The organism is uncultured Veillonella sp. (assembly GCF_937981445.1).
GTDB lineage: Bacteria > Bacillota > Negativicutes > Veillonellales > Veillonellaceae > Veillonella_A.
On record NZ_CALJON010000046.1, the window covers coordinates 1 to 14,152 of the forward strand.

The following is a 14,152-nucleotide window of genomic DNA, read 5'->3' on the forward strand; positions in this document are numbered from 1 at the left end:
TCAGAACCTTGGTAACGAAGACGAACGTCGCCAGTTACTTTTACGTTGCCTACTTTATCTTCTAAAGCAGATACACGTACGCCAAGGTTGTTTAATTCGCTAGCGAATTCGTTAGCTAAACGGTTGATCAAAGCTTGTTGTTCAGCGTTAGCACGAGCTTGGTTAGCCATAGCTTTTGCTACCATTTGAGCCATTTCGTAACGAGTGATGTTGTTTTGGCCTTTGAAAGTGCCATCTGGATAACCATTGATTACACCAGCTTCAGCTAATTGAGCTACGCTTTGGTATGCCCAGTCAGATGGAGTTACATCAGAGAAAGGATTTGCTGCGAATGCAGTTGTTACGCCTAATACAGCAGTTGCTGCTAGCATAGTTGCAAAACGTTTTTTCATTGTAATTACCCCTTAGGGTACAATTATTGAAAATTCGTTTTGATGAGAAACATCTATTGGTTTATCAATCTATTTGTTAAAATGCACACAAATTTATTTTCTATTTTGGGTCTTGCAAAATACATTATTATAGTATTGCTTAATTTAATCTGACCAATTATAAGAAGCCAGCTTTAATATGCTAATTTACCTTCATTGGTCATAAGAAACTGTCTTTTAATTTTATACTTTTAAAAGGAAGTGTATAGGCTGTGTGTTTTACTTTTGTTTTAATGAGGGGCAGTATGATAGATTCAATACAATATTGCCAATATGATTTTTTTGTCATATTTGACCATTGCCTATAATTTTGATGATTGAGCACAAATGATGATTCTTTAGATTTGTGAGGGATAAAATACTTCTTTAATAAAATAGGTAATACCTTAAGAAGGGCGTCCTCTATGTATGTTTCTTTATAGAGTGTTTTGTTACTACATTGAAGGGGATTATGAATAGCATTGGGGCATTGATAATACATATACTTATTTGTTTTATAGTGACGAGCAAGCCCCACTAATGAGTGATTGCATACTGGACAGCGGAGCAGTCCAGCAAATAAAAATGCATTCTCTTTGCCGGTGAGTCTTTGATTTCGACCATTCAAAATGCGTTGTACTTCGTCGAAAAGGTCTTGGGAAATCAGGGGCGGTGCATAGTGGTCTATATTATAAAAGGTGCCTATGTACTTCGTATTTCGAAGCAATTTCGTCATGGCAGGGTAGGAACGCCGTATTTGATAGGCGGCTTGTAAAAATTGCTGTGTTTGCCTTATAGAGCCACAATCTTTATAATATTCAAAAATCGATTTTACAATGGGGGCAAACTCATTAGGGGTAATGCGCTTACCCTCAATTTTATAACCTAAGGGTAATTTACCAGAGATGGCTTCCCGTCGATTTTTCTTGTCAGAAAAAACAAAATGTATACGTTCTGATGTAGTATCAGATTCATTTTGGGCGATGGACAATTTTATATTTAAATATAAACGCCCTTGAGCCGTATTCGTATTATAATCCTCTTCAGTGGGCTCCCACTCTACACCATATGTATCTAATATGGACTGATATGTATAATAATCAGATACATTTCTAAACCAGCGATCTAGTTTAATAAATAAAATGCAGTCAATACGCCCTTGTTTGACATGTGTTAGCATTCTAGAAAATTCTTTTCTTCGACCAGGGCAACTTCTAGCTGATATACCTTCATCACGATAACAATCTACTATGCAATAGTTGTGAGTAGTAGCATATTCGCGTAATCTATTCTCCTGTGCTTGAAGTGAGTAACCGTGCATACTTTGCTCTTCGTTTGAAACTCTAATATAAAGAGCAACTCGTTTCATAAATAATTTTGTCGAAATCCTAGAAGTTGTTAATAGTTAGGATGAATACTTCGACAACCTCCTTTCCTCATATGACATGGATTTTACAAATTGAATAAAACATACGCATGGGATAGCTGTCATAAAGAAAGAACTACTTTATGAAAGGCTTCGGTTTGGGCTACGAAATAAACTAACATCGGATTTACTAATGCATGTATGGTGGCACTTTTATAGTAACACAAATTGGCCCTATATATGGTATACTTAAATAATAAATATTAATATTTTTAAGCCCTATGGCGTTATGAGGAAATATATGAATAAAGATATGAATAAAGATATAAAATTATTAGCCATTGATTTGGATGATACCTTACTTCGTGATGATAACACGATTTCGGACTATACCCGTAATGTATTGCAACGAGCGCAGGCAGCAGGCATTCATATTGTGATTGCTACGGGGCGCATGTATCAGACTGCAAGGCCGGTAGGACTGACACTGGGCATTGGTGATTTACCTATGATTTTATTTTCTGGAGGATTGATTCAACGCATTGAGTCCGGTGAAATTATTTGGGAGCGCGTCATTGAACCAGCTGTGGCGAATGAAATTTTAGCATTAGCGAAAGAACATGGATGGTATGTACAGTCCTATGTAGATGATGTACTCTTAGTTCATCATGAAACTGAGGAATCTAAATTGTACGAACGCAATACAGGGGCTAAGGCCGTGTTTGTAGGCGATGATATATATACAACTAAAAAAGGGCCTAATAAGCTACTGTTTATAAATGATGGGGACACTTTGGCTCATATCGGGGCTACACTGAACGAACGATTTGGCAATGCCTTAGAAATTGTGCGCAGTAAGGTGAATTTCTTAGAGATTAATGGGACTAATAGTACCAAGGGCAATGCGTTGCGTCAAATGGTGGATGAATTGGGTTTAACGGCGGATCAAGTCGTAGCCTTTGGGAACTCAGAAAATGATGTGCCTATGCTTACCTATGCAGGCACTGCTGTGGCGGTGGCTAATGCAGAAGAACCGGTAAAAGCTTTGGCCTATGAAATTTGTGAAGCTAATGAAGTTGATGGCGTGGCTAAATGGATTGAAGCTCATGTACTAACTAATTAGTGGGGTATAAAGACCTATAAATCGATTATGGACTATAAACTGATTATGGACTATAAATTGATTATGGACTATTAATTGGTCCTCTATCCTGTATATAGTATGTAACTTTAAGTCTCTTCGTGAGATGAATGGAAAGGAGTTATATTGTGGAAGGCAATTTTCGTTTACTTATTGTAACTGGTATGTCTGGAGCCGGCAAAACTCAGGTTATGCAGGCATTGGAAGATATGGGGTTTTTCTGTGTGGATAATTTGCCACCAGTATTAATTCCTAAGTTCAGTAATCTCTGTCGTCAGGCCGGCGATAAAACCAATCGCGTGGCCTTAGTAGTGGACATTCGTGGTGGCGAATTCTTTGAAAGCTTATCTGACGCCTTGAATTCGCTTAAAGAGATGAAAGTTCCTTATGAAATTGTATTTATGGATGCTACTGATGAAACCTTGGTGCGTCGTTATAAGGAATCCCGTCGTAGCCATCCGTTGGCTCCAGATGGACGCATTTTATTAGGGCTTCAACAAGAGCGAAAAATCTTAGATTCCATTCGACCTAAGGTGGATTATATTATTGATACCACAAATATGAAGACCAGTGCATTGAAATCGTATTTGCGCAAGAAGTTCTCTCAATTAGATGGCAAAGAACAGGGGATTTCTGTATCGGTGGTTAGTTTTGGGTTTAAACATGGTATTCCTCTTGATGCAGACATGGTGTGGGATGTACGCTTTTTGCCAAATCCATATTATAATCCAGATTTTCGTCATAAAACGGGCCGCGTCCCAGAGGTTAATTCCTATATTTACTCTTTTGACGTAACAGAACAATTTTTAAGTACCCTATTTAGCACTATGGACTTTTTACTACCTAATTATGAAAAAGAAGGGAAAAGTCAGTTTGTTGTGGCCATTGGCTGTACTGGAGGCATGCATCGCAGTGTAGCTATGGCAGAGGCGCTGTTTAAGCACGTAGAAACTTTAGGGTATCGCGCATCCATAGAGCATCGTGATATGTTTAAAAATAGTGTAGAGGAAGATTATAATCCTCGTGAAGTGACGGCAGAGGAAGTTAAATAAGTCCGTAGATGGGAGAATCTTATGATACATATGTCTGGATTTAGATGGTTAACACCAGGCTTGAAACTCAAACGTTGGCTCGTCGTATTTGGACTTGGCATGTTATTTGTCATTGCTGGCGTCGCATTGATGTTAAATTACCAATGGCTTTCCTATTTTGAAGATTTATTTTTGTTAATGGTCTTTGAACTAACGGGGGCCTATGATTACACTGTGCTCGCAACTATGGGTGTTATTAGTATTTTAGTGGGGATTATTTTGATGGTCATCGGCACACGTCAAGTTGGGCGTGCCGTGGTGAAAGCTATTATTCCTTCTGATACTGATAAGGTAGGGGATTATATTTTTGAAAATATCCGCATGGCTAAAGGTCCTAAGGTTGTAGTTATTGGTGGTGGCACAGGTTTATCTACATTACTTCGGGGGCTGAAAAAACACACGTCCAATTTGACCGCTATTGTTACTGTTGCAGATGACGGGGGCTCTTCAGGACGTCTTAGAGAAGATTTTAAAATGATTGCTCCTGGCGATTTACGTAACTGTTTAGTGGCCTTAGCGGAAAAAGAAGGCCTTATGGAACAGTTATTTCGTTATCGCTTCGGTGGTGTAGGGGATTTAGCAGGACATAGTTTTGGGAACTTATTTTTAACCGGATTAACTCAAGTTCTCGATGCTGATGTGGATAAGGCGCTTGAAGCGGCTAGTAAGATTTTAAAAGTGCAAGGTCGTGTTATTCCTGCTTCTATTGAAAATATTTCACTTATTGCAGAAATGGAAGATGGTACCATTGTGGAAGGGGAAAGTCAAATTCCAACTGTCCATAAACGGATTAAACGCCTATTCACTGAACCAGCCTTACCAAAGCCACAAGGGGCGGCCTTGAGGGCTATTGATGAGGCCGATGCAATTATTTTAGGCCCAGGCAGCTTGTATACTAGTGTTATGCCTAATTTGCTTATTGATAAGATTGCGGACCATATTAAGGCGACTAAAGCGCCTAAATTTTATATATGTAATGTTATGACGCAACCTGGTGAGACAGATGGGTATACGGCAGGCGATCATGTGGCGGCCTTGCAGCGTGTGGGAGGCCCTGATTTAATCGATACAGTTCTTGTTAATGATGTGCCTTTTGATGAGTCTGTTATTGCCAAATACAAAGCAGTCGGCGCAGAGCCTGTAAAGGTGGATATGGACCGGTTGGATGAATTAGGGGTACGAACAGTTCGTGCTAGTTTACTGGAACATCCAGAAACAGCCGTACATGATTCTAAGCGCTTGGCCAAAGTTGTAATGGATGTAATTTACGCCTTACAGTCCGGGTTAGATCCACAAATATTAGAATATTATTTAAAACGAGAAGATCGATAACCGAATTAGTAACTAGAAACGCAATAGACTAATCAGTAACTAGAAAATTGATAAGCTAATCAGTAACTAGAAAATTGATAAGCTAATTAGTAACGAGAAGACTGCTAAGCTAATCAGTAATGGTAAGCTTGATACATGATTCAGTACGAGACGGTTGATACGTATATTAATTATATTAATAAAGAGAGTAAAAGAGAGGGGGCATTAAATGTCATTTGCAGAAGATGTAAAAAATGAACTGTGTCAATTTAAAAATGAAACGGCTTTGTCTGCAAAGGTGGAAGCATCTTGTTTGCTCCGCATGGGGGGCTCCCTTTTATTGGGGAGTCAAGGTCGTGTCGGCATTCGCTTAGCTACGGCTAATAATGCTGTAGCAAGGCGTGTATTATCTATATTGCGTGCTCATTATGCCTTGCATACGTCGGTGCTCATACGGCGTGGTCTTAATTTACGAAAGAAAAATGTCTACACCTTGATGGTGGACCCCACTATAGAGGGGAAGGCGGCTCTAGAAGACTTAGCTTTATGGCCTATGGATACAGATATACCTGAAGATTGGCTAACTACCATGGAGACGCGACGTGCTTTTTTACGTGGTGCGTTTTTAGGCGGTGGATCTGTAAATAAACCAGAAAGCGATTATCACTTGGAGTTTATGATGGGCAACAAAAAACTTGCCGAAACCATCGTGCGTGTACTGCGTCTTTTTCACATTGTGGCACGCATGACAGAACGAAAAGAAGAGTATGTAGTGTACATTAAAGAAGGCGATTCTGTAACGGGTTGCTTGCAAATTATGGGGGCACAATCAGCGTTGATGGCGTTTGAAACGGTGCGGGTTGTAAAAAATGTGCGCAATCAGATTAATCGCCAAGTGAATTGTGAGACTGCTAATTTACAAAAAACTGTGAATGCTGCGGTGAGACAGCTCGAATCAATTCGTATTATAGAACGACATCAACCACTCAGTGATTTGCCGCCTAAGCTCTTAGAAGTAGCGCAAGCGCGGTTAGATAATCCTGATGCGAGTTTACAAGAATTATCTGATATGATGGGGGGTCATTTATCAAAATCAGGTATTGGCCATCGGTTTAGAAAATTAGAAAAAATGGCCCTTGAATATGAGCCTTTAGGACTTGATGAAGTGTAAATGGCTAATGCTAAAATGTAATGAATATAGTATAATATAAGTATAGAATGTACTAAATTTTTTTTATAAATGCAATTAGGAGTGTAGTTTTGAACTGGAGGGGCAGGCGAATTCTTCCAGTACCTATCAATTTTAATGGGCATTTTACTAATAGAAGAATTTAGACATCTTCAAAGGGTAGTTATACATATTACACCATGGCCTTATGGTGTAAGTGTGAGTGTGGAAGATAGGATGTCGTTATCGTGAAAAATTTTGTCACTAAATATGCAGGTTCTGTAGGAAAACGTTATAAATGGTTAGCCCTAGCGAGTGCAGTGTGGCTTCGCGGCGTATCCATGGTATTTGGGGCACCTCCCACTACAGTGGATTGGGATACGACAAATTTAACACCTTTGCCAGCCGTATTAACTGAAGAAAAAGATACATTAATTTTTTCTGATAGTCCGGAATATGTACAAAAAAGCGGCATTGTAGCAGCGGGCACCGTCAATGGTACGGGGCGTGTGTATTATTATCATGTAAATGAAATGGATACACCCCAAAAGATGGCCATTGTGTTAGAAAATAAGGACACTAAGCCTGTTAAAGTTACTGTTCATAGGGCTATTTATGCTACGCCTAATGCAGACTATTTTGCAGTGGGTCGCGAACTCTCTCAAGAAGAGTTAACTACGCCTATGATTGAAGGTAATTACAAATGGAAGCTAGCTAATCAGCATGTGCGCTCTTTAGTGTCTGCAGGCGTGCCTATTAAATCAGAGGGGGACGAAAAAGAACAGAAACGCTTTACCTTTGGTTCCGTTCCTGAATTTGAAGAGGCCACGGTGAGTGATACTGTGAATTCTGGCGACGCCACTCAGGACAGTGCCTCCACTCAGGAAAATACATCCATTCAAGGCAGTCAAGTTAATGGTACAGACAGTAGTAGTGATATTGGCGCGTCCAGTAATAGTAAGGTACAGCTTGTAGTGGATAAAGAACGGTATAAACAAATAAAATCGCAAATTCACTATAATCAAAAAGTTTTAAATAAACGGGCTCATATGGATGAAACGGTAGTCGCTACTTATGAGGTTCCAGCATTGGGGCGCATTGATTTATTCCCTAAGCTCGATAAGATTCTTGTTCTTAAAGACCAATTAACTTCAGGGATTGTCGATTTTACTACAGACGGTCCTGTATGGACTAAGGTTATGATGCTTCCCCATGATATGCCCGCTCTCAATGGGGCTATTATTGCCGAAACATTACCCTTAGATGAGGTTGAATTGCGTGGTACTTATTATGGGGCACAGCGTCGTTTAATGCTTTGCCAACCGTATGATACATTGCTTGGTCCAGTATCTATTATGGTGGCTAATGACCGAGAAGATCCATTTGTATCCGGTGTTGATGAATTGACGAACAATTTAATGGTTACTAATCGTGGTAATTATGGTGTAACTTATATGGTGTCGATTCCAACTATTGGTACTGATGAATTTGCAGTATATTTTAATCCATTAGGTGGCGCTTATTCTGGTTCCTTCCGTTTGACTTATGGAGACCAAACAGATGTGTACACTGTGCCAAATACGGCGGCACCATATTTAGGTAATGGTACTATTTATGATACGCAGTATTTAGATACCTTTAAAGGTGGACAAACCTTGAATATTCAGTTTATTCCAGCAGGGGCGTCTAATCTGCCTGTGCAATTCTTATTGATTCCATTGAAACATAAAAAGTAACTGAGGAATATAAGAGACGAAATAAAGTAGAAGCATAAAAAATGCAAATAGGCAATACAGAACTATAAAATATATTGATTACAGGAGATAGCAGCGTATATCTCCTGTTTTTATATTTAATTAACTTTTTGGAGCAGAAGTAAAAAGCGTTCCTTGTTAATATTATCTTATTGAGGGATATTCTCAAGAGAAAAGCGTGTGCTATTTTTCGTACGAATAGCCATATTATGTAAATAGTTAAAAGCTTAAAGGGATACAAGGGATATAAGGTGGTATAAATGGAACAAGTTTTTTCGTGGCGAAAAGCAGCCATAGGCTCCATAGCATTTCATATAATTTTGGGGAGTGTAATCGGACTGATAGGCTGGCAAATGAGTCAATCCATGCAAAATGAAGCGTATGAAATTGACTTATCTGTCCAGATGGATCAGGTTGTACAGGCTGAAGCGGTACATTTTGCGCCACCCTTAGCGCAGGATGTGCTAAATCAGCGAATGGAGAACTTACAAGGGAGTGTAGGACGTACAGCTAGCGGAGGAAATGGTGAAGCGGGCGGTGGTACATCGAGCCATACGTTAGCAGAAACTACGGCACCGGCTTATGGCGCTACGCCTGGAAGTGGTACATTAGCTGTTGCATCAGGTACTGGTGTGGGTGAAGGGAATGGCGTTGCAGGCGCTGGAGAGGGGGCTGGTACAGGGCTTGGTGAGGGAACTGGTACTGGTGATGGCTTTGGTAGTGGTCAAGGCGAAGGTGTTGGTGATGGTTCGGGCAGTGCTGAAGGAGCTGGCGGTTATTTTGATGGTGATGGTTTTTGGAGTGCTGTGAATAGCCAAAAATCGTACCCAGCGCAAGCTATTAAGCGTGGTATGGAAGGGGATGCGACGGTCCGAGTTGAGCTAGATGGGGAAGGAAATTTAATATCCGCTTATATTGTAAGTTCTTCCGGAACGACCCTTTTAGATCGGGCCGCCATAAAGGCAGTGGAACAGGCAACGCCGTATCCCAATGAAAGTGGTGTAGCTCAAACAATAGATGTGCCGATTAGTTTTAGATTAACTGATTAAGCGTTGATAAGGGATTGAGATAGATTCAGATAGATTCAGATAGATTCTGATTATAAGAGATAGATGCAGTCTCAGACTTATAAGAAGTTAAGGGCTTATAATAGAATTATTGACAATTATTATCATAAACAGTATAATGAAATGGCTCTAAATGGAGCCATTTTCTTATATCATCTGTAATGACAAAGACATAGCAAGGATTTAGTCTAAGAATAAATAAGTCACATTACATATGAAGTATGAGATGAGTGAAGTATACACAGCGCATGAAGTATAGCAATTATAAATGACCAATGGTTTTAGTAGACCTTTCTGTAGGTACAGTATATAGATTTTTAAGAATCTATGTAGGGTACGTATGGGAAGGTCTTTTTTTGTAGATATTTTGGTAAAAAACTGTAGGGACAAGAGGATATTTACGAGTTGGTATCACATAAAGAGGAGTAACGATTTAAGTATGGTTAAGAATAGAGAGTTAAGTATGGTTAAGAACCGGGATTTAAGTATGAATAAGAGCGAGGATTTCAGCATGAGTGAGCTTGGTGATATTAGTATGGATACTAATAGGGATTTAAGTATGAACAAAGGTCAAGACAAGATACAAGGTAAAGATAAGAATCAAGGTCAAGACAAGATACAAGGTAAAGATAAGAATCAAGGTCAAGACAAGATTCAAGATTTAAGTTTGGATACGAGTAGAGCATATATGGAGTCCATTAGGGATAAAGTACAGGATGAAGGGACTCGGCTATTAGACGTGTTGCAAACGCATAAGGTTTATGAACACAGCTCTGAGGCAGGTCATGCAAAGATGGCAAGCTACAGCATATTCGATGGAGTTGAACTGGTTTACAATGATGTAGTAATGGAGCGTATTACTCACACAGCTAGCTCCTTAGTAGGCTTGTTTGAAATTCATTTTTGTGAAGATGGACGCATTGAGTGTGCCTTTGAAAATGGCAAATGCCTGTACATGAATCGGGGCGATGTGTCTATTGGCTGGAAAAAAAGTGATGGGTATCGTCATTCCTCTTATTTTCCCTCTGGCTTTTATAAGGGCTTATCCTTGGCGGTTCATTTACCGCGGGCCCAAGCGGCAGTGGATACTTTTGTAGGTAGTGGGCGCATTGACTTGCAAGCCATATGCAATCGCTTTTGTATCAATCGAGATTTTGGACTTATTAGTGATGATGGACGATTAAAAGAGTTATTCTTAGACTTCTATAAGGTACCAGTTGTATTACCGGATGTATTTTTACGAGTTAAATGTATAGAGATTTTTGTTCTTCTAGGGACCTTGACCTGCGTGGAGCATCATGAGCGCGTGTATTTTGAAAAATCTCAGGTCGATCTGATTAAGACGATTCATGACAAAATTGTAAATGATTTAAGTCGGCACTATACGATTGAAGAATTGGCAGCTACGCATCGTCTATCTATGACAGCGTTGAAGCGCTGTTTTAAAGGTGTGTATGGCATTACTATTTATCAGTATGTAAAACGCTGTCGTATGCGTGCCGCTGCTAATGAATTGGTGGCGTCTGATGATACGATTTTAACTATTGCAAACCGGTGGGGCTATGAAAATGGTAGTAAGTTTTCTAGCGCATTTAAGCAGGTTATGGGTTGTAATCCTAGAGAGTATCGATTGCAACATCGTGTTTCATAACATTGTGTCTTATAGAGTTCTCAGTGTTGGACATTTTACCTTAACCTATATAGTTATGAACCATTCTTCCTAGCGTCGCTGGCTTTTAGAGCTTTGTTATGGAGTAGTTCGTTTGATACTTTATAAGGAAAGATAAATTCTTTGTCTTAATGGAGTCTAGTGAGCGCTTTGGGGTAGTTTAATGAAATTGGATTTTGTTATCATTTAGATGCAGGGTATAAAGTAGTATGAGGAGGTAAACAATGGATGCCATAGTGTATGTAATTCATTTATTTATAACAGGTGGTTTAGTCATGTATCCACTGTTGTTTTTGTCATTAGTGACTATAGCCATTGCCATAGAGCGGTGGTATTACTTTAAGCATAATACGCGCCAAGTGAAGGGCTTGACTCATGGCATTTATCATAGCATCAAGTCCCATGACTGGCACACTGTAGATGAGCTTTGTACGCAATATCCATCGGCCTTAAGTCGGGTGCTACAAGCAGGGCTACGCAGTCGAGAGTCAGAATCAAATATAAAGAATAGCTTTATGGAGCAAATGACTTTAGAGATGTCTTCGTTTAAACGATATTTAGATTATTTAAGCGCTATTGTTACCGTAGCGCCCTTGCTAGGACTCTTAGGAACTGTGACGGGAATGATTGGTACTTTTGGCGTTCTCGATAATGGTGGCGGTGCCGCCGCTATCACTGGTGGTATTGGGGAAGCTCTTATTGCGACGGCCACGGGCTTATGTGTGGCGATTATGGCTTTTATTGTATATACCTATTTTAGTCATCGTTTAACACATTTTATTGTGGATTCTGAAAAAACTTGTGCCATGGTGGTAAATGGTTTAAAGAAGGAGTGGGTATAAATGTTTAAAGAATTAGGTCTTAAACAAAAACCAATGTTTATGATTGTGCCTATGATTGATATTATATTTTTCTTACTCGTCTTTTTTATGATGAATAGCTTACAAACGGTAACTCAAAAATCCCTAGATGTGCAGCTACCAACGGCACAAGCGGCACAGACACAGAAACAAGTTCCTGTTATAATAACATTAGATACAGCAGGTCATATTGTTATTGATTCAAATGCTCTTAGTGCCGATGATGCAAGAGCTGTACTAGCGACTAAGGCCAAGGAAAATCCGGCGTTGGCCGTTATTTTACAAGCTGATGCGCGGTCATCTCATGGTCAAGTCGTAGCTATTATGGATATGGTGCGCAGTGCAGGGATTAAGAAATTTTCTATTGGAGCCACCAATAAATAACAGCGATTGAACGTTTTATGAAACGTAGTATCAATACATGAAAGGAATCAAATTTATGATGAAACCTGAAGAATTATTTGCTCGCATGTCTGAAGACGAGCGGATTATGCAATTTGGGCGCCCTACGGACAATCCACTTATGGAGGCATTTGATGCTAAACGAGTGGTTCATGCCGGTTTAAACGGTCGACCTTTGAGCCCTGAAGAGGCTCAAACGACTTGGGCCCAATTGATGGAGGTAGAGCCTTTTAAAGGGCAGCCTCAATCAGCGTATATTCATATTCCATTTTGTCAGACAAAATGCTTATATTGTGGATTTTTTCAAAATGCTGCTAACCAGTCCGCAGAAGATCGCTATATTGACTTGCTCATTGAGGAATTAGAACATGATGCGACGCATCGGCGTGTTAAAGACGGCTTAATTCAAACTGTATTTATCGGCGGTGGCACCCCGACTTCCTTGTCGGCTCACAATGTGGCACGCTTACTTAAGACTATAAAAAATTGTCTTCCCTTAGCTAATGATTACGAATTGACTTTAGAAGGCCGTATTAATGATGTGGTGCCTGAAAAAATGGACGCTTGGTTTTCTCATGGTGTGAATCGCATGTCCTTAGGAGTGCAGTCTTTTCATACGGACATTCGTCGGCAATTAGGGCGTTTAGACGACCAAGAGACCATATTAAAGCGGTTGGCAGCAATTAAAGAATATAATCAATGCTCTTTGGTTGTAGATTTAATCTATGGATTGCCAGATCAAACACCAGAAAAATGGATGGAAGATTTAAAAATTTTAGAAACGGCGCCTATTGATGGCATGGATTTATATCAGCTAAATGTGTTTGAAAATAGTGATTTAAATAAGCAAATTCAAAAAGGCCGTATTTCACCAGCCGCTACTACACGTGAGCAGGCTCAAATGTTTGCTATGGCTCGAGAATTTGTAGATGCTTATAATTTTAAGCGATTAAGCGCGGCCCATTGGAGCCGTTCACCGCGAGAGCGTAGTTTATATAACACCATGGCTAAGAGTGGCTATCCGATGTTACCATTTGGCTGTGGTGCCGGTGGCAATTTAGAGGGGTATATGACTATGCTTCATCGTGCGCTTGGCCCTTATGAGGCCATGGTTGAGGCCGGCCAAAAACCATTTATGGTATTGATGAAACAATCGCCATTGCAAGAGATGGTCAATCGTATTGTGTCTCAGTTAGAACAAGGACATTTTGATATGCGACCGCTCATTGCCTTTGATGAACGGTTAAGTGAATTGACTTGGCTCTTTGATTTGTGGTGTGAACGAGGTCTTTGTACTTTTAATGGTGTTATGTATAAATTGACCTTAGCTGGCGAGTTTTGGCATGTGAATTTGACACAGTCTACTATTGAAATGGCACAATATATTTTGACTGGCGAATCTGTTATGATGAAAGAAAAAATTGCAGCACAAAATGCAGGCAAAGTAAGTGGACATCCTCATGGCGGTGCTCATCCAGCAGGTGTACCGAAGGGGCATCCAGGTGGGCATCCTCATGGCAGTGCTCATCCAGCAGGTGTACCGAAGGGACATTCAGGTGGTCATCCTCATGGCGGTGCTCATCCAGCAGGTGTACCGAAAGGGCATCCAGGTGGACACCCTCATGGTAGTGCTCACCCAGCAGGTGTACCGAAAGGCCATTTAGGTGGACACCCTCATGGTAATGCTCATCCAGCAGGTGTACCGAAAGGCCATTTAGGTGGTCATCCTATAAGTGCAGTAACAGGGCCTCATTCTTATAGGGCAGAGGCACAATTTGCTAAGCAATCAGTGCCGATGGCAAAGGAGCTAGAGGATACGCAAGGCATGTATAAGTCAACAGCTATGGCGGGTCATCCTAGTGCATGCCCTATGGGCCATGTTAAAAAGTAAGTAATCTTTAAATAGTAAGTAA

Annotated in this window: 12 protein-coding genes; 10 read left to right on the plus strand and 2 right to left on the minus strand. The window is 40.2% G+C overall.

What is annotated here, in order from left to right:
- A partial coding sequence (locus tag Q0376_RS07360; RefSeq protein WP_298705967.1) for an S-layer homology domain-containing protein occupies positions 1-392 on the minus strand: 392 nt, incomplete at its 3' end.
- Between the two features lie 199 nt (positions 393-591).
- On the minus strand, positions 592-1,779 hold the full coding sequence (locus Q0376_RS07365; protein WP_298705970.1) for a recombinase family protein: 1,188 nt from the start codon (positions 1,777-1,779) through the stop codon (positions 592-594).
- Positions 1,780-2,077: 298 nt separating this feature from the next.
- Here Q0376_RS07365 and Q0376_RS07370 point away from each other — a divergent pair, with 298 nt between their 5' ends.
- From Q0376_RS07370 to hutW, 10 genes are all read left to right on the plus strand, one after another.
- Positions 2,078-2,899: a Cof-type HAD-IIB family hydrolase gene (locus Q0376_RS07370; protein ID WP_298705973.1), complete on the plus strand. Its 822-nt coding sequence runs from the start codon at positions 2,078-2,080 to the stop codon at positions 2,897-2,899.
- A 146-nt stretch (positions 2,900-3,045) separates the two neighbouring features.
- Entirely contained in the window at positions 3,046-3,969 is a 924-nt protein-coding gene (rapZ, locus tag Q0376_RS07375; protein WP_298705976.1) for an RNase adapter RapZ, read from the plus strand.
- 21 nt (positions 3,970-3,990) lie between these two features.
- Positions 3,991-5,340: a gluconeogenesis factor YvcK family protein gene (locus Q0376_RS07380; protein ID WP_298705979.1), complete on the plus strand. Its 1,350-nt coding sequence runs from the start codon at positions 3,991-3,993 to the stop codon at positions 5,338-5,340.
- 208 nt (positions 5,341-5,548) lie between these two features.
- Positions 5,549-6,490 (plus strand): DNA-binding protein WhiA, encoded by a 942-nt coding sequence (whiA, locus tag Q0376_RS07385; RefSeq protein WP_298705982.1) that lies wholly within the window; start codon positions 5,549-5,551, stop codon positions 6,488-6,490.
- 245 nt (positions 6,491-6,735) lie between these two features.
- Entirely contained in the window at positions 6,736-8,223 is a 1,488-nt protein-coding gene (locus tag Q0376_RS07390) for a hypothetical protein (protein ID WP_298705984.1), read from the plus strand.
- A 278-nt stretch (positions 8,224-8,501) separates the two neighbouring features.
- A complete protein-coding gene (locus Q0376_RS07395; RefSeq protein ID WP_298705988.1) occupies positions 8,502-9,290 on the plus strand; it encodes an energy transducer TonB in 789 nt (262 codons plus the stop codon).
- A 457-nt stretch (positions 9,291-9,747) separates the two neighbouring features.
- Complete coding sequence (locus Q0376_RS07400) at positions 9,748-10,959, plus strand: AraC family transcriptional regulator (RefSeq protein ID WP_298705991.1); 1,212 nt, start codon at positions 9,748-9,750, stop codon at positions 10,957-10,959.
- Between the two features lie 242 nt (positions 10,960-11,201).
- Entirely contained in the window at positions 11,202-11,819 is a 618-nt protein-coding gene (locus tag Q0376_RS07405) for a MotA/TolQ/ExbB proton channel family protein (protein WP_298705994.1), read from the plus strand.
- Positions 11,820-12,221, plus strand: coding sequence for a biopolymer transporter ExbD (locus tag Q0376_RS07410; protein ID WP_298705998.1), 402 nt, complete (start codon positions 11,820-11,822; stop codon positions 12,219-12,221). It begins immediately after the preceding gene.
- Between the two features lie 55 nt (positions 12,222-12,276).
- A complete protein-coding gene (hutW, locus tag Q0376_RS07415; protein ID WP_298706003.1) occupies positions 12,277-14,130 on the plus strand; it encodes a heme anaerobic degradation radical SAM methyltransferase ChuW/HutW in 1,854 nt (617 codons plus the stop codon).
- Positions 14,131-14,152: the final 22 nt, after the last annotated feature.

Excerpts from the sequence above, each read along its gene's own strand:
- Q0376_RS07405 (WP_298705994.1), top strand. The coding sequence starts at position 11,202 with ATGGATGCCATAGTGTATGTAATTCATTTATTTATAACAGGTGGTTTA.
- Q0376_RS07380 (WP_298705979.1), top strand. The coding sequence starts at position 3,991 with ATGATACATATGTCTGGATTTAGATGGTTAACACCAGGCTTGAAACTC.
- whiA (WP_298705982.1), top strand. The coding sequence starts at position 5,549 with ATGTCATTTGCAGAAGATGTAAAAAATGAACTGTGTCAATTTAAAAAT.
- Q0376_RS07400 (WP_298705991.1), top strand. The coding sequence starts at position 9,748 with ATGGTTAAGAATAGAGAGTTAAGTATGGTTAAGAACCGGGATTTAAGT.
- Q0376_RS07370 (WP_298705973.1), top strand. The coding sequence starts at position 2,078 with ATGAATAAAGATATGAATAAAGATATAAAATTATTAGCCATTGATTTG.
- hutW (WP_298706003.1), top strand. The coding sequence starts at position 12,277 with ATGATGAAACCTGAAGAATTATTTGCTCGCATGTCTGAAGACGAGCGG.
- Q0376_RS07395 (WP_298705988.1), top strand. The coding sequence starts at position 8,502 with ATGGAACAAGTTTTTTCGTGGCGAAAAGCAGCCATAGGCTCCATAGCA.
- Q0376_RS07365 (WP_298705970.1), bottom strand. The coding sequence starts at position 1,779 with ATGAAACGAGTTGCTCTTTATATTAGAGTTTCAAACGAAGAGCAAAGT.
- Q0376_RS07410 (WP_298705998.1), top strand. The coding sequence starts at position 11,820 with ATGTTTAAAGAATTAGGTCTTAAACAAAAACCAATGTTTATGATTGTG.